Genomic DNA, 20304 nt, shown 5'->3' on the forward strand with positions numbered 1-20304 from the left:
GGAGGAAGACCATGTTAGGGATAGCTGTCTACTTAAATGATTCAGTTGAGGAAGAAAACATTAAAAAGTACGATGCTGCAGGGTTCCGGAGCCTGTTCACTTCCTTGCACATTCCGGAAGAAGACGCATCTGTGTATCGAACGAAATTGCAGTTCATCGGATCAATCGCTTCGTCATTAGGTATGGAGTTTATTGCTGATATCTCCACTGCCAGCATGGAGAAGCTCGGTTTGGATTGGCAATCTGCTGAAACAGTCTTGGACTGGGGTTTGACGGGTTTGCGAATTGATTATGGGATCGAAGAAGAGGTGATTGTCCGGTTATCGCAGTGGATGACAATTGCACTGAACGCAAGTACGTTGACGGAAGCACAATTAGTTCGATTGATAGAGAAAGGTTTATCTACAGCACATACAGAGGTGTGGCATAACTTTTATCCTCGACCAGAAACGGGATTGGCTCTTGGTGACTTTTTAGATAAGAACCGTATGTTTCAGGCGCACGGACTAAAGGTGCAAGCTTTCATTCCAGGCGATCGTGACCGGCGCGGTCCGCTGTATCAAGGTCTGACGACACTAGAGCAGCACCGCACCTATGGTACGTTTGCTGCTTATACGGAATTGAAAGCATATGGAGTAGATAAAATTTTGATTGGTGATCCGAATGTCTCGGGGGAGGTGCTAGAGCAACTGGCTAATAGGACCCTCACACTTCGCGCCCAAGCTCTCGGCGCTAGAAGTGATGCGTATCAACTGCTCGCTGAAGGGACACACAATCGCCCTGATAATGCGCGTGATGTTATTCGTTCTGAAGAATCTCGTATGAGTGGGATGTTCAAGAATGTAAAGATAGAGCCATCCAATTGCATTGAGCGGAGTAAGGGTGCTGTTACAATCGACAATGATTTGTATTTGCGCTACAAAGGTGAGATCCAAATCGCCAGACGCACGTTGCCGCAGGATAATAAAGTCAATGTAATCGGTCAAGTAGTCGCTGAGGATTTACCGCTTTTGTACTATATAAAAGGCGGCACACATTTTCGGATTTTGTGGGTATGAAAAAAGCAAGCTGATTAGGCTCAGCTTGCTTTTTCTAGTGCTTTTTCATTTAATTTGAATTTGCCTTCCCATTTGGAGATAACAATAACAGCTAAAGAGTTACCGATAACGTTTACTGCAGTGCGTCCCATATCGAGAATACGGTCAATACCAGCAATAAAGGCAAGGCCCTCTGCCGGAAGTCCAACTGCGCTCAGTGTTGCAAGCAAAACAACGAAGCTTGCGCCGGGCACAGCGGCAATTCCTTTTGACGTAACAATTAGGACACCAAGCACAAGCAGCTGATCCCAAATTGACATATCAATTCCATACATTTGTGCAATAAAGAGTGTTGCTAAAGCCTGGTAAAGCGTGGAGCCGTCCAGGTTAAATGTATAGCCAGTCGGTACAACAAAGGATGTGATGGCTTTCGGAGCACCGAGGCGTTCCATTTTCTCCATAATCTTCGGAAGAACCGTTTCAGAGCTAGCCGTAGAATATGCTAATAATAATTCATCTTTCAGCATACGAAGTACTTTGAAAAGATTCACTCCACAAATTTTAGCGATGATGGAGAATACGACAATTACAAAGAAAATCATGCTGCCATACGTGACAATTGCCAACTTACCAAGCGGAATTAAAGATTCAACGCCAAACTTTGCAACAGTTACACCGATGAGGCCGAATACACCAATTGGCGCTAACTTCATTACAAGGTTTGTTACCCAGAACATTGCTTCACTAACGCCTTGGAAGAAGGAAAGTACAGGCTTTCCTCGCTCTCCAATCGCGGCTACCCCAACACCGAATAAAACAGAGAAGAATACGATTGCGAGCATATCACCTTCTCCAATAGACTGAAACACATTTGTCGGGATGATTTCTAAGAATGTATCTACAACAGAATGATCTTCCTGAGATTCTGCTGTTTCTTCATATTGTGAAATATTTGTCGTCTCTAAGGCAGAACGGTCAATGCCGGCACCTGGCTGAAAGACGTTACCGAAAGCTAGTCCAACAATTAAAGCGATCGTTGTAACGATTTCAAAATAAAGAATCGTTTTAAAACCTAGTTTACCAACTTGCTTGATGTCACCGACACCAGCAACTCCTACAATGATTGAAGAAATAACGATCGGTACAACGATCATCTTAATTGCTCGCAGGAATAAGTCTCCGAAAGGCTGTAATACATTAACGGCAGTGTCACTGCCATAGAATATTGCACCAACAATAATACCTAGCACTAGTCCGATTAAAATCTGGTATGCTAGTCCAATTTTAAAACGCTTCATGTTGTGTCCTCCGTGATGTAAGTATAAGAGTGCCAATAGTAATGATAATTACTATTTTGACTTTTTGTCAATTTTGAAAGCTGACAGAAAGGGAAGGCACACATTGTGCCTTCCCTCGACATATTAGAACATATTGATCAACTCGTTGATCATTAAACCGCAGAACAATGCGACGCTAATGCCTAATATGCCGTTTGTAACCCAACCGTTTCGATAATCTAGTTCCACCCGCTTCGAGTTAAGGAGCCACATAAGTGTGATGGCTAAGAATGGCATCAAGAATGCGCCAAGTGCCCCTTGAAGCAGTACGAGACCGACTGGTTTATCGAAGAATAGCAGCAGCATTGGCGGGAATGTAAGCCAGAAAAGATAGAAACGATAAGCGGGATCTTTTTCAGAGATTGGCTGATTCTCAGACTGTCCCTTTTTCCGGATTGTACGAATGAAATCTGCAAACAGATACGGTACGCCATTCCATACGCCAAGCAAAGAGGAGAAGGCGGCACACCAAGCACCGAGCATAAACATCCAGGATACCACTCCATTAAAAGATTCTCCGAGCATTCCTGACAGGATGATTAAGCCTTCTTCACCTTCGATTTTGATACTAGAGCTGTGCAGGAACTCTGCACCGATTACCATAAGCGACAGGGTGAAGATGGCGGTTACCATGTAAGCAACGCTATTATCAACGCGCATCATGGAAATCCAAGCTTTCCCTTTCCATTTCTTTTCTTGCAGCCAATAGCCATAAGAAGCCATCGTAATTGTACCGCCGACGCCTCCAATCAATCCCATAACAAGCAAGAGACTACCAGCATCCATTCTTGGAATTACAATTCCTTGGATGATGTTGCCGATATCGGGAAGCAGGATGACAGCTGTCCCGACTACTGTAATAAACATAATACCGATAAAAACGAGCATTAATCGTTCAAAGAGCAGGTATTTTCCAGTCCAGATTAATGCGAACGCAGCCAAAAGATGTACGATTGCCCACGCCCAAAGCGGCATAATCGGGAACATGGAGCGCATCATCAGCGCACTTGTGGAACCTGCTGCTGCTCCGTAAAGCACACCCCAGATGATGCTGTAGACGCCAAAATAACTTGTTGCCCATTTACCAAGTGAGTGCCAGCCCTGCAGCATGGTCTTGCCGGTAGCAAGATGCCATCTGCCAACACCCTCGGTGAGGAAAAATTTGAATATAGAACCTAATATAATTGCCCAGCCGAGCATCATGCCGAAGCCTGAACCAGCTACAAGCGCGGCGATAAGATCACCAGTTCCGACACCCGTGGCTGCCGTGACGAAGCCCGGCCCGACGTTGCGGAGTTTTTGTCCGAAGGTTTTCGGAGGAATAGGACCAGTTTGTGCTAACTGTTTCGATTCGCTTTCCATACGCGTACCCCCTCGCTATTGTGATTGTAAACGGTATAAATGATAGTTTGCAAGATAAATTTGTAAGGCAAAAAAATCTTGATGTATGAAAAAGGCATGATAAAATAGAAAATGAGTAGAAAAAATAGCGATATATCAACGGTTTAGTAATGAAAAGATATAGTAGATAGTAATTAATAAATCCCGCAAAAAATATTTGTCAGACAAAAAGGAGATAAAGAACGTAATTATGAAGAAGGAGAAAATGGCGCATCGAATTGCAGCCGAAATCTTGGAACAAATTGTAGAAGGGGAAATTGAACCCGGTCAAAAACTTCCAACTGAAAAGAAGCTATGTGAAAAATATGGTGTGAGTCGTGCTTCCATTCGAGAAGCGTTAAGCGAATTAAAAGCACAAGGGGCCGTCTCTTCGAAGCAAGGCGGCGGAACATATGTAGAGCAGGCATTTCACGGTGAATATTTTCATCAAGTGATGGTAGATGAATCGGATTTAGCTAGTTTTCGGTACTTATTCGAGATGCGTAAAATTCTCGAACCAGAAGCAGCTATGCTGGCAGCAGAACGACGTACAGAAAAGGAACTTGCTGAGATGCGTGCAGCGTTGGAGCTGATGCAGGATGCGGATAGTACAGAAATGCATAAAGGGCGGGATGCGGACTTTGCTTTTCATCTAGCTGTGATGAAGGCGACACACAATCCGGTCATGGTCCAAACTTTTGCTAATTTGGATACAGTCTATAAGCGAGCACTGGCTTTGTCATTTGAAGATAAAGAAGATCTACTGCGCAATAAACAGGTGATTTACATGGAGCACAAAGAGATCTATGAAGCAATTAATACTGGAGAAGCAGAGCTGGCACGTCTGCAATGTTTGATTCATTTGCGGAATGTAGAGAAGAAATTAAATCCTGGTAACTGAATCGCAAGGGAGCAAGAACTAAACGAAATGAAGAGGCTGGGACATAATTGTTTAAGTTATATAAAAATCCAAACAATATTGCATTGTTTGGATTTTTTCATTGGAAACGAAGATGAGAGCATCGCTTCGGAAAAACACTCCGCTTTCCTGCGGGCGGCTGGTGAGCCTCCTCATGCAAAAAACGCACGCGATGTCTCTCCTAGCCTTCCTCCCGCGGGAGGCTCCGTGTTTTTCCTACGCTGATTTTTGTATCGGAACCTTCACCCGTGCAGGCAGGATACGTAGACTCCTCGAAAAAGATAGCGATTTTCTTGTCGGTGTCTACTCAAAAGCCCTTCTTATCCGACGATAACAGCTAAAGTTGGAAAGCGGCAGCCGTTTGTGAGCTGCATTAAAAAGTATGAATCTGGTCATCGTTCGCTTTTAGGTTGAATTAATCTTGTTTTGTTCCAGTCTCTACTCTGTTTCTACAGGTACTGCGGTCCAGACAAATCGCTCTGGTGCATCACCTACGTATGAAAATGGATAGCAAGTTGTTACCGTCAACACTTCATCAGGAGCTGTTGGCACAATAACGGTCAAATCGTCTTTATCGACAATCTTTGTGTTTTCGACTTTATATGTAAAAGAACCATATGGCATTTCAACGACGAATGTATCGCCTACTTTCACTTCGCCCATATTGCGGAATACCGTGTCACGGTGACCGGATAAAACAATCTGATCATTTTGAAGCGGATAAGCAGTTCCTTTATAATGACCGACTCCCTTCGCCAGGTCGTTGGCATCTGTTCCTTCCACAATTGGTAATTCCGCATCAATCTTAGGGACATGCAGGACACCGGCAACATCGCCTTGGCCAGGTTCAAAACTGCGTGCTTCCTCTTTCTCTTCCTCGGGAGTGCGCTTTTCTGCCGCGTGTGCTTCATGAAGCATTGATTTAGCAGCTGACAAGGAATCTTTTTGTGCTTGGGAGGTCGAATACCATTCAAAGCCTCCATATCCGACTAATAGCAGTCCAGCAATGACTAGTATGACAGCGAATTGTTTCATAGGTTCTCCTTTAGTGTACAAGCATTATTGGCTAGCTTTTCTAGTTACATTATATATAAATAATTTCCAGCGGAAAAGCTGTTTCATGTAAATGTTTAGTAAACCAACGCATAGGATACACTGCCCTTATGCGATTCGTTATGCTATAATCAAATCTTATCCAGAAAAAGGGAGGGGAAAGAATGAGCATGAAAAAATGGGCTTATGGGTTGCTGCCGCTGGCATGCATCATCATTATATTCCTATTTTCCGCCACTCCCTATCAGGAGCAGGATATTAAACCGATGCTTGCTTCCCATATTGATCTGAGTCCGCTCGTGCCTTATTTGTCACCCATTCAGTTTACCTATCATGGTAACGAAGTTAGTGTGGAGGCAGTAGGCATTTATTCCTTTGTAGAGTTCTTCATCCGAAAAGGAGCTCACTTTACCGTTTATTTCTTTCTTGCCATTTTGGCATGTATGGCACTATATAAAGGGTTTGGCTTTAAGTACCGTGTATCGCTGCAGCTAGCGCTAGTGGTTTCCATTGTGTATGCGTGTTTTGATGAGTTTCACCAAAGCATAACACCTGGCCGGACACCTTATGTCGGTGATGTTGTGATTGATACAATCGGTGCGGGTGCAGGTCTTCTTGTCATCATTATCGGGAGGAACTTGTACCATCTCTACTGGAAGCGCTCCTGATTGCGTCAATGTGCTTATTTTTTACAAATTTGGACATGTTCTTGCATAAAATGTGGTATAGTCACTAGGTGTAACGCGATACAGTTTGCGTACATATCGTATAGTATCGATTTACCAAACGAGGTGACATAGTGAAAGAGCAGGAAATCTACAAGAACATCCTTGTAAAATTAATCTCTCAAACGGAGAATAAACAGATCAATGACACAAGTGACATGATGACAAAGCTAATCCAAGAATTACAATCATATCGAACAGCAAGCCATAATTAAAAGAGCAGCGAACCGACAATCGGCGCTGCTCTTTTTTGTTTATCCCTCAAAGTTTACGAATGCGTTTTCAAACTTATTTCTTTCTCCTTCGCAATATGCTAGGCTGTAGGTGATAATAAGGAAAGAAGGGAAACAGGAATGGGTGACATATTGCTTCGGAATATCCGTATTTGCACGCCTGATAGCATGATTGACGGTTATATTGGTATGGCAAATGGGGTAATAGTAGAGATGGGTGAAAATAATCCTACTATAGAATATGCGCAAGAAGTGGATGGAGGGCACCGCTTGGCATTACCAGGCTTTATTGATGGACATATTCATGGAGCGGCAGGTGCCGATACAATGGATGCCACGCAGGAAAGCTTGCACAAAATAGCAGCATGGCTGCCGAATGAAGGTACAACGACTTTCTTAGCTACGACAATAACCCAAAGTCAGTCAGCTATCGAATCCGCGCTGGAACAGGTGCGCTTGTTTGAGAACAAGCAAGGTGAGGCTGAATTGATTGGTGTGCACTTAGAAGGTCCATTTGTGAACGAAAAAAAAGCGGGAGCACAGCCGCTAAAGCATATTCAGAAACCTGACAGGGCGCTGTTTTCTAAATGGCAGGAAACAGCTGGAGGTAAGGTCAAGGTTGTTACATTAGCGCCGGAATGTGACGACAACTATCAGCTGACAGAAATGCTGGCTTCAGAAAATGTCATTGCCACGGCAGGACACACAGATAGTACTTTTGAAGAAATAAAAGAAGCTTCTGCCCATGGAGTTAGCCAGCTGACGCATTTGTGTAATCAAATGAATGGTATTCATCATCGTGATATTGGAGCGGTAGGAGCAGGGTTTCTGCTTTCTTCGCTAACTTGTGAGCTAATCGCTGACGGCATTCACGTTGCACCAGAGATGCTTCGTTTGATTTTCCAAAATGTCGGTGCAGAGAGATTACTGCTTATTACGGATTCCCTACGCGGAAAAGGCTTGGAAGACGGCATGTATGATCTAGGCGGACAAGCTGTAACCGTTACAGAGGGCAAAGCACTCTTGCCAGATGGGACGCTGGCTGGCAGTATGCTGCAGATGAAAGACGCCATTCGCAATATGGCTGACTTTGCAGGAGCGTCGGTTGCGGATATTGTAAAAATGACAGCTGAAAATCCGGCAAAGCAATTTGGCATTTATGATCGAAAAGGTTCTCTTGAGATAGGGAAAGATGCAGATATTGTCCTGCTGGATGACGAGCTGACATTACAGACAACCTATTGCAGAGGAAAATTGGCTTATCAGAAGGAGAAATGACAATGCTTACAATGGAGAAAGCACAAGATTATAAAGATTTAAGCCAAATGGCTGCTGAGAAGATTATTACGAAACTTTCCCATAAGCCCGAAGCGGTTCTGGGGCTTGCCACTGGTTCAACCCCGGTCGGCTTGTACGAAGCTTTGGTTGCGGCCTACAAAGAAAAACGGTTTTCTTTGGCAAAAGCAACGACGTTTAATTTGGATGAGTACGTTGGGATTCATCCGAGTGATGAGAATAGTTATGCCTGCTATATGGGCAAGCATTTGTTTAGTCATGTTGATTTACCAGAGGCTGCAGCGCACCTACCAAATGGCGAAACAGCGGATTTAGATGCAGCTTGCGCCCAATATGAGAAGCAGATCGCTTCTGCTGGCGGAATAGATTTGCAGGTGATTGGCATTGGACTGAACGGGCATATCGGTTTTAACGAACCATATACACCGTTCGATCAGCGGACTCATGTCGTCGAATTAGACAAAACCACAAGGGAAGCAAATGCCCGGTTCTTTCCCAACTTGGATGCTGTGCCGACACATGCCATTACGATGGGAATTCAAAACATTATGGAAAGCAAAGAATTGCTGCTGCTTGTATCTGGTGAACAAAAAGCTGCGGTGTTGGAACGACTTGTGTATGGGGATGTAACGGAAGCATTCCCGGCCTCGATTATTAAGGAGCACCCGAATGTGACGATAATAGCGGATCAAGGAGCTTTGAGCGGGCTTAAAGCTGCTGACTATCAAGCTGGGAACTAATTAATTTCCCGGGGAATAAATTTTGTCGAAAAAAGATGTGCAGACGTCCGATGACGTTTACACATCTTTTTCTACATATTCTTGTCCGCCGAATTTGATTTCAGCTTGAGCATTGGTCAAATCAGTTATATATGCTTCAAATTCCTGCTCTTGTCCTGATTCCATCGCAGCATGCAGGATAACGCGGTCAGCATAATCAATGTTTTGCAATGTGTAAGCAGACTGCCGCAAATCATTCTCAACTTTCCCAAGTAATGTGTAATCGATATGAATTTCGGCTAGCTGCATAAGCTGTCTTTCTACTACACCGATTGTATCAATTGATTGAGATGCAGAACCCGAATAAGCACGGATAAGGCCGCCAGCTCCAAGTTTGATGCCGCCGAAATATCTTGTTACCACAACTGCAGTATCCTTCAGCCCTTTTTTCTTCAGCACTTCCAAAATCGGTACGCCAGCTGTACCGCTCGGTTCACCGTCGTCACTCGCCTTTTGAATCAAATCATGCTCGCCAATCATGTAAGCAGAGCAATTGTGGGTAGCATCTTTATGTTCCTTTTTTATCTTTTGTACAAAAGCGATAGCTTCTTCTTCCGTCTCGACACGCTTTACATGACCAATAAAACGGGATTTTTGGATGACAATTTCGTGTGCGCCTTCCGTTTTTACGGTAAAATAAGTAGTAAGCATCTTGCGTTTTACCTCCTTGAGCACTCATTATATAAAGATAGCAGAAAATGTGTCGAATTACACAGAAAAGTATGCCGTACACCCCCAAAAGCAGTTAGGTAATTCGAATGATATAGCATAATAGATTGGTGGAGAAAATGAAAATGGCAAAAAAAATCGAAGACAAAGCGCTCGATTCCATCATCAATGAAATGGTGGAAGCTGTCGAGAATAGCAAGGATGAGATTTTTTACATAGGAGAAGAATCGCGCATGGAATATGAACAGCTTCTTGCTGATCTGCAGCTCACGAAGGAAAAAGTGGCTGACATGATTAAAGAAGGTGATCAGCTTGAACAGAAGGTCCGCTATTCCAAGATGCGTCTGTCTGATGTGAGCCGCGATTTCGACCGCTATTCAGAAGAAGAAATTCGAGAAGTGTACGAGCAGACGCATAAGCTGCAAAGTGAACTTCGTATGTCTCGTGAGAAGGAAAAAATTCTTCGTGAGCGGCGTGATGAAACGCAGCGGCGACTGCAAAGCCTGGAGCTGAAGATGAAGCGCGCAGAGGGACTTGTAGGCAAAATCAGCGTTGTTCTTAACTATTTGAACGATGATTTCAAACAAGTTTCCCAGCTGATTCATGATGCAAAGGAAAAACAGGAATTTGGATTGAAAATTATTGAAGCACAAGAGGAAGAACGGCGCCGCCTCTCCAGAGAAATGCATGATGGTCCTGCACAGATGCTAGCCAATATCTTGCTTCGATCGGAGCTTGTTGATCGGACATTCCGCGAAAGGAGCACGGAAGAGGCACTGCTGGAAATCCAGAATATGCGCAAAATGGTCCGCAGCTCTCTGTATGAGGTTCGCCGTATCATTTATGATCTTCGTCCGATGGCGCTTGATGATCTTGGACTTTTGCCTACCATCAAAAAATATTTGAACAATATTGAGGAATTTAATAATATTCACATTGAGTTTACCGCTCTGAAAGCAGAAAAGCGCTTGAATCCGAAGTACGAGGTAGCGCTGTTCCGTTTGACACAGGAAGCGGTCCAAAATGCTGTTAAGCATGCGGAACCAACAACAATCAAAGTTCGTTTAGAAGTAATGCAGGAACTCGTCGTCATCAGTATCATTGATGATGGGAGAGGCTTTGATATTACCCAGAAGAAAGAGAATTCATTCGGTATAATTGGAATGCGGGAGCGAGTCGAAATGCTCGATGGATCTATCAATTTTTATTCGGAAATCGGGAAAGGCACGCGCGTTTTAATCAAAGTCCCGCTCACAGACGGATAAAAAGTGGCAGGAGACAGGTAATTATGCTTATAATTAAAAGCATGCCACTAACGTCATCCGATATGTAAGACTGGTTAACGGACTTATTTAAAACGATTAATACTTTTAAACAATTTAACATGCAGTTAAAAAAGAAAAAAAGACATGAACTTGTAGGAGGAGCGAACCACATGAGTACTGGGATATTATTGATTGATGACCACAAGCTATTTCGAGAGGGAGTAAAGCGCATTCTCGAATTTGAACCAGCTTTCCAGGTTGTCGCAGAGGGGGATGACGGTTCAGAAGCACTTGAACTCGTCGAAAAATACAATCCGGATGTCGTCCTAATGGACATCAACATGCCTACTACGAACGGTGTACAAGCAACAGCTGATCTAATCAAGCACCGTCCGGATATTAATGTTATTATCCTTTCCATCCACGATGACGAAAACTATGTCACACATGCGTTGAAAACAGGAGCACAAGGTTACTTGCTGAAAGAAATGGATGCAGATTCTTTAATTGATGCGATTAAAGTCGTAAGTGAAGGTGGTTCCTACTTGCACCCGAAAGTGACACATAATCTTGTGAAGGAATACCGTCGCTTAGCAGAGGAAAACAACTCGTCCATCTCCAGTAGAATTGGCGAGCATCGCCGTCCGCTGCACTTACTGACACGCCGGGAATGTGAAGTGCTGCAGCTGCTTGCAGACGGCAAGAGCAACCGCGGCGTAGCGGAAGCTTTATACATTAGTGAGAAAACAGTCAAGAACCATGTGAGTAATATCCTGCAAAAGATGAACGTAAACGACCGCACGCAGGCAGTTGTAACGGCAATCCGCAACGGCTGGGTCGAAGTTTTGTAAAAAGTGAAGAGGCTTGGACATAACTGTTTAAGCTATTTGAAAATCCAAACAACTGCTGTTATTTGCAGTATTGTTTGGATTTTTTTGATTGGAGAGAGAGAGCATTGCTTCGGTAATACACTCCGCTTTCCTGCGGGCGGCTGGTGAGCCTCCTCATGCAAAAAAACGCACTGCGGGGTCTCGCCTAGCCTTCCTCCCGCGGGAGTCTCCGTGTATTTCCTACGCTGATTGTGTTATGAGGCACCTTCAATAGTAAAGGGAGAATACGTAGGCTCCTCGAAAAAGATAGCGATTTTCTTGTCGGTGTTTTACTTCAAAAGCTATTCTTTTCCAATGGTAACAGCAAGAGTTAGAGAGGCAGCATCCCTCGGAGGACTGCATTAAAATAGTAGGGATGTATGAATTGTTCGCGTAAAGGATGACTTAATCTAGTTGTGTCCTAGGCTTTTTTCTGTTTTCTACAACAGAAATAAATTTGAAACCACGTAATCCTGAAGAAAAACGCAAAAAATACACACCTTGCAGAGAATGAATTGTCCAGTAGAAGGATGCAAAAAGGACACGCATAGGGTAAGATAAACAGAAAGAGTGAAAAAATGTAAGGGAGACCGATAAGTATGAAAATTGCTGTAATGACAGATAGTACAGCATATCTTACGCCAGAACAGCGAGAAGCTTTTGATATACATATGATTCCATTGCAGGTCGTCTTTGACGATGCAACGTATGAGGAAGAAGTCGATATTAGCACTGCGGAATTTTATGAGAAAATCAAGCAGCAGAAAAGCTTGCCGAAAACGTCGCAGCCTGTTGTGGGGAAAGTGATTGAGAAGCTGGAAGAACTGAGCAAAACATACGATGCTGTAATTAGCATTCACCTTTCCAGCGGCATAAGCGGTACGTACCAATCGATGGTGGCGGCTGATGATATGGTCGAAGGAATTGATGTGTATGCTTATGATTCCGAATTGAGCTGTATGCCGCAAGCCTATTATGCAATGGAAGCGGCTCAAATGGTAAACACAGGCGCATCCGTCGAAGCAATCCTGGAACGGCTGGATGAAATGAAACAAACGATGATTGCTTACTTTATGGTAGATGATTTATCCAACTTACAGCGCGGAGGCCGTCTGAATGGTGCTCAAGCACTTATCGGCAGCTTGCTTCAAGTGAAGCCAGTGCTTCATTTTGAAGATAAAGTCATTGTCCCATTTGAGAAGATTCGGACCAAGAAAAAAGCACTTAGCCGAATCAAGTCTTTATTCGCTGAACAAGCAGCAGGTGGAGATAAAATGAGAGCTTGCTTTATTCATGCCAATCGCCCCGAAGAAGCGGAAGCACTTCGAGCGGAGATGCAAGCAGAATATCCAAATTCAGAAATTGATGTATCTTATTTTGGTCCAGTCATCGGTACCCATCTTGGAGAAGGTGCCATCGGACTGACGTGGTATAAAGTGTAAAAGGGGAGAGTTTATCTTCCCTTTTTTTAATAGGAAAGGAGCAGTTATATGGAAATTGATCCAAAACGCTATGGTGGCAAGCAGCTATTGCGTCGTGAAATCCCTCTCTCATCTTCCCTCTTTGAACAGGCGCTGCAGCAGCATTGCTTCAAGAAAATCCCCGGTATCCGCAAAGAAAAAGGACATGCATACTGCAATCGCTGTAATGCTAGTGACGCTCATCTGCAAAGTATTGCCTGTCAAAAATGTGACCAAACCCATCTTTATTGCCGAAACTGTATTCAAATGGGCAGAGTCAGTGCCTGTGAGCAGCTTTATGAATGGACGGGACCTGAACCGGCGTGGCCCGTTCATACTACTCCTTGTGCTTGGAACGGGGAACTTACTGTGCATCAGCAAGTTGCAGCCAATGCGATTGACCGGGCCATACAGCTGAATGATAGGTTATTAATCCATGCAGTTTGCGGTGCAGGGAAAACGGAGATGCTTTTTCAAGGTATTACAAGTGCCCTCCAGAAAGGCAAACGCGTCTGCCTGGCAACACCGCGAGCCGATGTTGTGCGGGAATTGCTCCCGCGTTTTCGTGAGGCTTTCCCCAGTGTCGCGATGCAGGCTTTATATGGCGGCAGCCCGGATAAGACAGGAGACGGTCAGCTTATTCTAGCTACGACCCACCAGCTGCTCCGTTTTTACCAAGCCTTTGATGTCCTTATCATTGATGAAATCGACGCTTTTCCTTACCATGCTGATTCCATGCTTCATTTTGCCTCTGATAAAGCAAAGAAAACAGCGTGTGCCTCTATTTTCCTCACTGCAACACCACGAAAAAAAGAAAAACAAGCCATCAAAGCCAACACGCTGCCTCATGTGTTTGTTCCGCTACGCTTCCACGGCCAGCCGCTACCTGTGCCATCTTCTAAAATTTGCTTTGGGTTAAACAAGAAACTGAAGAAGGGAAACTTGCCGAAAGGACTACTAACGTGGCTGCAAAAACGTACAAATCCCACACGCCAGGTGCTTCTGTTTTTGCCGACGGTTGCACTTGCTGATTCGCTGCAGAAAGATGCTATCTCAGCACTATACCCCTTTGCTAAAAAAATCCAGTCAAAAAATCCTGCAGAAACGCTTATCAGGACGGTACATGCTGCCGATAAAGAAAGGGAGGAGAAGGTTCAGGCCTTCCGGAATCGTGAAATTGCTATCATCTTAACGACTACTATCCTGGAGCGCGGCGTCACATTCCCGTCTGTTGATGTGGCCGTTTTAGATGCCGCACATGACGTGTTCGATGAAGCTGCACTTGTGCAAATTGCCGGTCGCGCTGGCCGCAGTCCTGCTGATCCGACGGGGGAAGTAGTCTTTTTTCATGAAGGAAGAAGCAGAGCGATGGATCAAGCAGTTAAGGCAATTCAGGACATGAACCATCGAGCGAGTAAATTATGAACAGTTGTATGTACTGCGGCGAACTGAAAAATGCTAAACCGATGTGGGCAACATTTTTTTGGCCGGAACGCATCACGTCTTTATGTGCAACCTGCGCAAGTTCTTTTCACCTATTAACGGAGCAAGGCTGCCCAACTTGTATGAAACAAGCTGAGTCAGATACATGCAGTGATTGTTTACAATGGGAAACTTCAGATTACCAAGCTGTATTGGACAGGAATGTATCGCTGTATGGCTATGATCATTTTATGCGTGACTATGTTGCGCAATGGAAATACCGCGGTGATTATGCACTTGGAAAAGTATTTGAACACACTTTCCAGCAGCTTTTTCAGCAGCATTTCAGCAATCAGCCGTATGTGGCTGTGCCGATTCCGTTGAGCGACGAGCGCATGCAAGAGAGGGGATTCAATCAGGCCGCCGAGCTGGCAGATTTTACGGGAGCCACTGCAATAGATGCATTGGCAAGAAAGCATGGGGAAAAACAATCTAAACGCAGGAAGTGGGACAGGATGAAGGCAAACAACCCATTTTATCTGTCAGGAGAAGTACCTCGATATGCGGTGCTAATCGACGATATTTATACGACAGGTACCACATTGAGGCATGCAGCGCAGGTTCTCAAGGAAAATGGAGCGCGAAAAATAGCTGCCTGTACCTTAATCAGGGGGTAACTTTCCCATATGCCAAATGTCGCGGAAACCGCGGCTTTAGTACCTTTACGTGCTATAATTATACGAAACAGGACACTTTCTGGTGTTCCTATTATACTAGGAGGAGGGCGTTAGCTTATGTTAGAACTAGCAAATTGTGTCCGCTGTGGAAGCGTTTTTGCAAGAGATTATCGGGATATTTGTCCGAACTGTCATCGAGAGGAAGAACGTTCCTTCCAGATGGTGCATCAATACTTGCGAAAACGAGAGAATCGCCAAGCGACGATTCAGCAAATTACGGAAGTAACGACAGTTCCAGAATCGTTGATTATTAAATTTGTTCGTGAAAAGAGACTGCAGCCGAGTCAATTCCCGATGCTGTCTTATTCTTGCCGCAACTGCAGCAACCAGATTACCGAAGGCGAAATGTGTGCAGATTGCAAAGACGACATGCGCAAAGAGCTGAATGTAGCGCTTGAATTAGACCAAAAACGGGAAACAGCCAAAGCGAATGAACAGCGCGTATATTATAATGGAAACCGATAAGTGAAATAAATCAGTTAAATTGCTTAACATTTCCTCGATATGAACCGATACTATCTGTAAGAGTGTTAAGAAGTTGGAAAGGGGTGCTGATCTTTGAAAATACAAGGTCCGAACCAATCCGGTTTCAATCCGTACACAAAACAGCTCAAACAGCAGGCCGATTTGCAAAAAGCAAGTCAGCGTCAGGATAAACTGGAGATTTCCTCGGAAGCAAAACGGCTTCAGGAAGGCGACAAAATTCAGGCAAGCCGCCAGAGCTATGTGGAACAGATAAAAGCCGCAGTACAAAACGGCGATTACAAAGTCGATGCAGAGAAGACCGCCAAGAAAATGATGGATTTTTGGTCATAAGACCAAGGAGGAGCAACCATGGCTTTACAAGTTTTACTAGAAACGATTAGCAAATTGCATACCTTGCACCGCAGTCTGCTGGAAATCAGCCGCTTGAAGACAAAGCATTTGAAAGCGAATGATATGGACAGCTTGCAAAAGCAGCTGCTGGCAGAAAAGAAGCATGTCCAGGCAACAGCGCAGATAGAACAGCTGCGCATCAAGCAAACTGAGATGTGGGCTGCTACTGCCGGTATTCCGGTGCCTGCTACGGTGACAGAATTATTGCAAACGATAACCGATGAATCAGCTGCAAAACAATTGGAAGCTGAACTAATCGGACTGACCGAAGCCGTAACAGAGCTCAAGACGCAGGAAGCGCTCAATCAGCAGCTGCTCGAGCAGTCGATGCAATTTGTGCAAATTTCTCTGGATATGCTTGCTCCCTCCATCTCATCATTGAATTACGGTACACCAAATCAACACGAGCAGCGACCGCAGAATCGCTCATTATTCGACTCCAAAGCATAACACAGATACGGAAAAGCTATCGGTAAAAGGGGAAAAATAGATGGGATCTACATTCCAAGGATTAGAAATTGCCCGTTCTGCGCTATTTGCGCAGCAAACGGCACTATATACGACAAGCAATAACATAGCCAATGCTAATACGGATGGTTACACAAGACAGCGTGTTAATTTTGAACAGATTTCACCTTACCCCGCTGCGGGACGTAATCGTCCGCAAGTCGTTGGCCAGCAAGGCACAGGTGTTGAAGCGAGTTCAATTGAAAGAATTAGAAATACATATTTGGATTCCCAGTACCGTTCCCAAACAGGTACAGCATCTTATTGGAGTACAAAGGCCGACGCACTAAGCCGCATGGAAGGTGTTATCAACGAACCTTCTGATACAGGACTTTCAGCTGTCATGGATGATTTCTGGAGTTCCCTTCAGGATCTTTCCGCTACGCCAGAAGAATCTGGAGCTCGCTCTGTCGCTTTGCAGAAGGGACAAGCTGTTGCAGAATCGTTCAATTATATCTCCAACAGTCTTAGTAACGTTCGAACTGATTTGAAGGATCAGATGGATAATGTGTCTGTAAAGAGTATCAATTCTTACATGAACCAGATTAATGAACTGAACAAGCAAATTGCCGATATGGAACCGCACGGCATGGTATCGAATGATTTATATGATAAACGCGATGTGTTGATTGATGAGCTGTCTTCCATGATCAACATTAAGGTGGATTATGAGAAATCAGGGGGCTTAGCACCTCAAGCGGCGCAGGGAATTGCTAGGATTACATTGGTTGATGAGCAAGGTGCCGCACAAGCAGTTTTGGTTGATCCAGAAACGAAAACTTTCCAGGAACTCTCCGTGCAATATGGGGAAGACGAAAACGGTATGCAAGCAGTAGAGAGCGTAACATTTGGCGATACAAAAATTGCTGTAGAAGACTTTACATCCAAGGGTGAGCTTAAAGGGCTGATCGATTCTTATGGCTACTTGGAAGATAGTTCTGTTAAAGGAACGTATCCAGAGATGATGCAAAATCTTGATAAAATGGCATTTAGTTTCGCTAGTGCGCTGAATGAAGTGCAGCAAGCAGGCTATACAAAAGCTGGCGAGCTATCTGGTATTGATTTCTTCGATGCTGGTAACGAGGTCTACGGAGCAGCAGCGAATATCAGTCTTTCTGATGCTATCGATGGCAACCCTGATCTTATCGCAGCGAGCGCGGACGGAACTTCTGGGAACGGTGAAAATGCGAAGAAACTCTCAGAAGCAATGCGCACGCCGATGGATGGGTTAGGTAATACTTCTGTCAGCAGTTTCTATGAAGGTATGATTGGAACACTAGGTGTTAAAGCACAGGAAGCAAACAGACAAGCAGCCAACTCTATTTCTTTAGTAGACCAAGCTGACATGCAGCGTCAATCTGTCTCCAGTGTGTCCTTGGATGAAGAAATGACAAACATGATCAAGTTCCAGCACGCATACAACGCTGCAGCCCGCAGCATGACTGCTGTCGACGAGATGCTTGATACCATCATCAACAACATGGGATTAGTAGGGAGGTAAGTAATACATGCGCATAACACAAAGTATGATGTCTAACAGAATGCTTAGTAATTTAAGCAACAGCTATAGTGACTTGAATAAGTACTCTGAACAGTTGTCTTCAGGTAAGAAGATTACAAAACCTTCCGACGATCCGGTTGTTGCCACAAAAGGTATGAGCTATCGTACCGAGGTTCGTGACGTGGAGCAGTATAAGCGAAATCTATCCGAAGCCCAGACTTGGATTGATAACTCGGATTCTGCCTTGGGAAATGCAACAAGTGCGCTTCAGCGTATTCGGGAATTAGCCGTTCAAGCAAGCAACGGTACGTATGAAGAAGGACAACGAGGAAATATTGCGCAAGAGGTTGATCAGCTGAAAGAACAGCTAGCTTCTATTGCGAATACGCAAGTAAATGAGAAATATATCTTTAATGGATCTGCTACGGATACAGCACCTGTGACTATTAATGATGATGGCAGTGCTGTAGTGGATTTTAATACCAATGCAATTAGCCTTACTTTATCCAAAGGCGTGGAAGTAAAAATGAACGCTGACGGAGAAGCGGCGTTTGGGGAGAAGCTGTTCAATGACTTGGAAAACTTCTCGGCTGCGCTACGATCGGACGGTTCGGATGAAGATTTAGATCAGTACATAGGTACTCTTGATGAGAATATCAATAACCTTGTGAATGAACGTGCTGATTTGGGGGCTCGTATGAATCGAATGGATTTAGTGGAATCACGCTTGGCTGATCAAGAGCTTTCTGCAACGAAATTAATGTCTGATAACGAAGATGTTGAGATGGAAGAAGTCATCATGAATCTTACATCTCAAGAAGCAGTACATCGAGCTGCCATGTCAGCAGGTGCACGTATCATTCAGCCAACTTTAATGGATTTCTTACGATAAATAGATAAAGCTCTGCCAGCTGGCGGAGCTTTTTGTATAGAGGGGAACGATATATATGCAAATACCACAGGTGCGGTTACAATCCCAGCAAGCTAAAATATGTCTTCGAACAAATAATGCAAAAGTGGAAATGCAGCAGCCAAAAGCAGAACAATCTATTCACCAGTCGCAAGCTAAGATCACAATGCATACGACACCATCAAAACTGACGATAGATCAGACGCAAGCATGGAAAGATATGGACTTAAAATCTGTTTTTAAGCGAACAGAGGATTTCGCTAATTTGGGTGGAAAATCACTTTTAGAGGGTATTGCTCGACGTGTCCAGGAAGGTAAAGAAATGATGGAGATAGAAAAAGGGGGAGACCCCATTGTATCGCAAGCGAAACGAATGGATGAACGAAAGATGAAAGAATTCGGGCTTGGATGGATACCATCCCACTTTTCAGTCAAGATTGATTATCAGCCATCTGAAGTGGATATTAATGTGGAAATTCATCGTCCTGAAATACAGAATAAACCGCATCAACCACAATACAACTATCAGAGCGGTCAAGTTGATACAGGTATCGCACAATATCAATCGCTCCAGGTGGATTTTGAAGACTTGGAATTCTTTGGAGTCAATGGATTCGAGATGAATATATAAGGAGTTTTATAATGAATATTGAAACAAAATATTTTGGCAATATGAAAGTAGACGAAGAGAAAATTATCCAATTTGAAAAAGGGTTACCGGGATTTCGGGAAGAGAAAGCATTTGTATTGATTGATTTTCCAGATAATCCAGTGTTTCAAATTCTCCAAAGTACGAATACATCACATGTAGCTTTTGTTGTGGCTAATCCCTATCATTTTTATCAAGACTTTGCTTTTGAGATAGACAACCAATCCAAGGATAACTTATCTATTACAAAGAAGGAACAAGTGATGGTGTTATCAATATTGACACTACGAGATCCGTTTGTGGGTAGCACGATAAATTTACAAGCGCCGCTTATTATCAATGTCGATTCACTAAGAGGCCAACAACTTATCTTGACTGAGGGAGACGCTTTCCGTGCGCCTTTGCAATCCGAGAAAGCGAGGGTGAAATAATGTTAGTTCTTACAAGAAAGGTTGGCGAGTCAGTTAAAATTGGTGATGAAATTGAATTAAAGATTCTTAGTATAGATGGTGAACAAATCAAATTGGGAATTGATGCTCCAAGGGAGATTGCCATCCATAGAAAAGAAATCTATCTAGCAATTGAGCAGGAAAACAGTGCCGCAGCTGAGACTTCTATTGACTTGCTAAATTTATTAAAAAATAAATGAGTAAAAAAGCTTAACATTTTATAAAACCCTC

At 43.9% G+C, this 20304-nt stretch carries 23 protein-coding genes; 19 read left to right on the forward strand and 4 right to left on the reverse strand.

Annotated features, from left to right (window positions below; all coding sequences use genetic code 11):
- The first annotated feature begins 11 nt into the window (after window positions 1–11).
- A complete protein-coding gene (locus B1K52_RS09125) occupies window positions 12–1058 on the forward strand; it encodes a DUF871 domain-containing protein (RefSeq protein ID WP_077307484.1) in 1047 nt (348 codons plus the stop codon).
- Between the two features lie 20 nt (window positions 1059–1078).
- Here the strand turns inward: B1K52_RS09125 and B1K52_RS09130 are convergent, their stop codons facing one another.
- Together B1K52_RS09130 and B1K52_RS09135 are read right to left on the reverse strand one after the other, a co-directional pair.
- A complete protein-coding gene (locus B1K52_RS09130; RefSeq protein ID WP_077307486.1) occupies window positions 1079–2335 on the reverse strand; it encodes a cation:dicarboxylate symporter family transporter in 1257 nt (418 codons plus the stop codon).
- Window positions 2336–2458: 123 nt separating this feature from the next.
- Window positions 2459–3736: an Nramp family divalent metal transporter gene (locus B1K52_RS09135; RefSeq protein WP_077307488.1), complete on the reverse strand. Its 1278-nt coding sequence runs from the start codon at window positions 3734–3736 to the stop codon at window positions 2459–2461.
- A 229-nt stretch (window positions 3737–3965) separates the two neighbouring features.
- Here B1K52_RS09135 and B1K52_RS09140 point away from each other — a divergent pair, with 229 nt between their 5' ends.
- Window positions 3966–4655, forward strand: coding sequence for a FadR/GntR family transcriptional regulator (locus tag B1K52_RS09140; protein ID WP_077307490.1), 690 nt, complete (start codon window positions 3966–3968; stop codon window positions 4653–4655).
- 456 nt (window positions 4656–5111) lie between these two features.
- Here B1K52_RS09140 and B1K52_RS09145 read toward each other — a convergent pair whose 3' ends face one another.
- Complete coding sequence (locus B1K52_RS09145) at window positions 5112–5708, reverse strand: class D sortase (RefSeq protein ID WP_077307492.1); 597 nt, start codon at window positions 5706–5708, stop codon at window positions 5112–5114.
- Window positions 5709–5890: 182 nt separating this feature from the next.
- Here B1K52_RS09145 and B1K52_RS09150 point away from each other — a divergent pair, with 182 nt between their 5' ends.
- The 4 genes from B1K52_RS09150 to nagB all read left to right on the forward strand — a co-directional run bounded on the left by B1K52_RS09150 (window position 5891) and on the right by nagB (window position 8720).
- Window positions 5891–6394: a VanZ family protein gene (locus B1K52_RS09150; RefSeq protein WP_256855881.1), complete on the forward strand. Its 504-nt coding sequence runs from the start codon at window positions 5891–5893 to the stop codon at window positions 6392–6394.
- A 131-nt stretch (window positions 6395–6525) separates the two neighbouring features.
- Window positions 6526–6666 (forward strand): hypothetical protein, encoded by a 141-nt coding sequence (locus B1K52_RS17940; RefSeq protein ID WP_179106516.1) that lies wholly within the window; start codon window positions 6526–6528, stop codon window positions 6664–6666.
- A gap of 138 nt (window positions 6667–6804) precedes the next feature.
- Complete coding sequence (nagA, locus tag B1K52_RS09155; RefSeq protein WP_077307494.1) at window positions 6805–7962, forward strand: N-acetylglucosamine-6-phosphate deacetylase; 1158 nt, start codon at window positions 6805–6807, stop codon at window positions 7960–7962.
- A 2-nt stretch (window positions 7963–7964) separates the two neighbouring features.
- Entirely contained in the window at window positions 7965–8720 is a 756-nt protein-coding gene (gene nagB, locus B1K52_RS09160) for a glucosamine-6-phosphate deaminase (RefSeq protein WP_077307496.1), read from the forward strand.
- Between the two features lie 57 nt (window positions 8721–8777).
- On the opposite strand, the gene B1K52_RS09165 is transcribed toward nagB, so the two are convergent.
- Window positions 8778–9410: a YigZ family protein gene (locus B1K52_RS09165; protein ID WP_077307498.1), complete on the reverse strand. Its 633-nt coding sequence runs from the start codon at window positions 9408–9410 to the stop codon at window positions 8778–8780.
- A 143-nt stretch (window positions 9411–9553) separates the two neighbouring features.
- Between B1K52_RS09165 and B1K52_RS09170 the strand changes: the two genes are divergently transcribed.
- The 13 genes from B1K52_RS09170 (at window position 9554) to csrA (ending at window position 20273) form a co-directional block, all read left to right on the forward strand.
- Complete coding sequence (locus B1K52_RS09170; protein WP_077307500.1) at window positions 9554–10693, forward strand: sensor histidine kinase; 1140 nt, start codon at window positions 9554–9556, stop codon at window positions 10691–10693.
- A gap of 170 nt (window positions 10694–10863) precedes the next feature.
- Window positions 10864–11544, forward strand: coding sequence for a response regulator (locus B1K52_RS09175; protein ID WP_077307502.1), 681 nt, complete (start codon window positions 10864–10866; stop codon window positions 11542–11544).
- A gap of 617 nt (window positions 11545–12161) precedes the next feature.
- The gene (locus tag B1K52_RS09180) at window positions 12162–13004 is read left to right on the forward strand and encodes a DegV family protein (RefSeq protein ID WP_077307504.1); all 843 of its coding nucleotides are present in this window, start codon (window positions 12162–12164) and stop codon (window positions 13002–13004) included.
- Between the two features lie 48 nt (window positions 13005–13052).
- Window positions 13053–14447 carry an ATP-dependent helicase ComFA gene (locus B1K52_RS09185; RefSeq protein WP_077307506.1) on the forward strand — a complete coding sequence of 465 codons (1395 nt, stop codon included), beginning with the start codon at window positions 13053–13055 and terminating at the stop codon, window positions 14445–14447.
- Window positions 14444–15121: a ComF family protein gene (locus B1K52_RS09190; protein WP_077307508.1), complete on the forward strand. Its 678-nt coding sequence runs from the start codon at window positions 14444–14446 to the stop codon at window positions 15119–15121. The genes B1K52_RS09185 and B1K52_RS09190 overlap by 4 nt, the downstream gene beginning before the upstream one ends.
- A gap of 117 nt (window positions 15122–15238) precedes the next feature.
- A complete protein-coding gene (locus tag B1K52_RS09195) occupies window positions 15239–15646 on the forward strand; it encodes a TIGR03826 family flagellar region protein (RefSeq protein ID WP_077307510.1) in 408 nt (135 codons plus the stop codon).
- Between the two features lie 93 nt (window positions 15647–15739).
- Window positions 15740–15997 (forward strand): flagellar biosynthesis anti-sigma factor FlgM, encoded by a 258-nt coding sequence (gene flgM, locus B1K52_RS09200; protein WP_077307512.1) that lies wholly within the window; start codon window positions 15740–15742, stop codon window positions 15995–15997.
- 18 nt (window positions 15998–16015) lie between these two features.
- A complete protein-coding gene (locus B1K52_RS09205) occupies window positions 16016–16507 on the forward strand; it encodes a flagellar protein FlgN (RefSeq protein WP_077307514.1) in 492 nt (163 codons plus the stop codon).
- Window positions 16508–16547: 40 nt separating this feature from the next.
- Window positions 16548–18065 (forward strand): flagellar hook-associated protein FlgK, encoded by a 1518-nt coding sequence (gene flgK / locus B1K52_RS09210; RefSeq protein ID WP_077307516.1) that lies wholly within the window; start codon window positions 16548–16550, stop codon window positions 18063–18065.
- A 7-nt stretch (window positions 18066–18072) separates the two neighbouring features.
- Window positions 18073–18957 carry a flagellar hook-associated protein FlgL gene (flgL, locus tag B1K52_RS09215; protein WP_077307518.1) on the forward strand — a complete coding sequence of 295 codons (885 nt, stop codon included), beginning with the start codon at window positions 18073–18075 and terminating at the stop codon, window positions 18955–18957.
- Window positions 18958–19012: 55 nt separating this feature from the next.
- The gene (locus B1K52_RS09220; protein ID WP_077307520.1) at window positions 19013–19606 is read left to right on the forward strand and encodes a DUF6470 family protein; all 594 of its coding nucleotides are present in this window, start codon (window positions 19013–19015) and stop codon (window positions 19604–19606) included.
- An 11-nt stretch (window positions 19607–19617) separates the two neighbouring features.
- Window positions 19618–20055 carry a flagellar assembly protein FliW gene (gene fliW, locus B1K52_RS09225; protein WP_077307523.1) on the forward strand — a complete coding sequence of 146 codons (438 nt, stop codon included), beginning with the start codon at window positions 19618–19620 and terminating at the stop codon, window positions 20053–20055.
- The gene (csrA, locus tag B1K52_RS09230) at window positions 20055–20273 is read left to right on the forward strand and encodes a carbon storage regulator CsrA (RefSeq protein ID WP_077307525.1); all 219 of its coding nucleotides are present in this window, start codon (window positions 20055–20057) and stop codon (window positions 20271–20273) included. Before fliW ends, csrA begins: the two co-directional genes overlap by 1 nt.
- Window positions 20274–20304: the final 31 nt, after the last annotated feature.

This window comes from Terribacillus halophilus, assembly GCF_900162685.1.
In the GTDB taxonomy this organism is placed as follows: domain Bacteria; phylum Bacillota; class Bacilli; order Bacillales; family Amphibacillaceae; genus Terribacillus; species Terribacillus halophilus_A.

Bases quoted from the DNA above. Each gene is read 5' to 3' on its own strand.
- B1K52_RS09185 (WP_077307506.1), top strand. From the start codon at position 13,053: ATGGAAATTGATCCAAAACGCTATGGTGGCAAGCAGCTATTGCGTCGT.
- B1K52_RS09175 (WP_077307502.1), top strand. From the start codon at position 10,864: ATGAGTACTGGGATATTATTGATTGATGACCACAAGCTATTTCGAGAG.
- B1K52_RS09150 (WP_256855881.1), top strand. From the start codon at position 5,891: ATGAGCATGAAAAAATGGGCTTATGGGTTGCTGCCGCTGGCATGCATC.
- nagB (WP_077307496.1), top strand. From the start codon at position 7,965: ATGCTTACAATGGAGAAAGCACAAGATTATAAAGATTTAAGCCAAATG.
- fliW (WP_077307523.1), top strand. From the start codon at position 19,618: ATGAATATTGAAACAAAATATTTTGGCAATATGAAAGTAGACGAAGAG.
- nagA (WP_077307494.1), top strand. From the start codon at position 6,805: ATGGGTGACATATTGCTTCGGAATATCCGTATTTGCACGCCTGATAGC.
- B1K52_RS09145 (WP_077307492.1), bottom strand. From the start codon at position 5,708: ATGAAACAATTCGCTGTCATACTAGTCATTGCTGGACTGCTATTAGTC.
- B1K52_RS09125 (WP_077307484.1), top strand. From the start codon at position 12: ATGTTAGGGATAGCTGTCTACTTAAATGATTCAGTTGAGGAAGAAAAC.
- B1K52_RS09180 (WP_077307504.1), top strand. From the start codon at position 12,162: ATGAAAATTGCTGTAATGACAGATAGTACAGCATATCTTACGCCAGAA.
- B1K52_RS09220 (WP_077307520.1), top strand. From the start codon at position 19,013: ATGCAAATACCACAGGTGCGGTTACAATCCCAGCAAGCTAAAATATGT.
- B1K52_RS09165 (WP_077307498.1), bottom strand. From the start codon at position 9,410: ATGCTTACTACTTATTTTACCGTAAAAACGGAAGGCGCACACGAAATT.
- csrA (WP_077307525.1), top strand. From the start codon at position 20,055: ATGTTAGTTCTTACAAGAAAGGTTGGCGAGTCAGTTAAAATTGGTGAT.
- B1K52_RS09170 (WP_077307500.1), top strand. From the start codon at position 9,554: ATGGCAAAAAAAATCGAAGACAAAGCGCTCGATTCCATCATCAATGAA.
- B1K52_RS09140 (WP_077307490.1), top strand. From the start codon at position 3,966: ATGAAGAAGGAGAAAATGGCGCATCGAATTGCAGCCGAAATCTTGGAA.
- B1K52_RS09135 (WP_077307488.1), bottom strand. From the start codon at position 3,736: ATGGAAAGCGAATCGAAACAGTTAGCACAAACTGGTCCTATTCCTCCG.
- B1K52_RS09190 (WP_077307508.1), top strand. From the start codon at position 14,444: ATGAACAGTTGTATGTACTGCGGCGAACTGAAAAATGCTAAACCGATG.
- flgK (WP_077307516.1), top strand. From the start codon at position 16,548: ATGGGATCTACATTCCAAGGATTAGAAATTGCCCGTTCTGCGCTATTT.
- B1K52_RS09195 (WP_077307510.1), top strand. From the start codon at position 15,239: ATGTTAGAACTAGCAAATTGTGTCCGCTGTGGAAGCGTTTTTGCAAGA.
- B1K52_RS09130 (WP_077307486.1), bottom strand. From the start codon at position 2,335: ATGAAGCGTTTTAAAATTGGACTAGCATACCAGATTTTAATCGGACTA.
- B1K52_RS09205 (WP_077307514.1), top strand. From the start codon at position 16,016: ATGGCTTTACAAGTTTTACTAGAAACGATTAGCAAATTGCATACCTTG.
- flgL (WP_077307518.1), top strand. From the start codon at position 18,073: ATGCGCATAACACAAAGTATGATGTCTAACAGAATGCTTAGTAATTTA.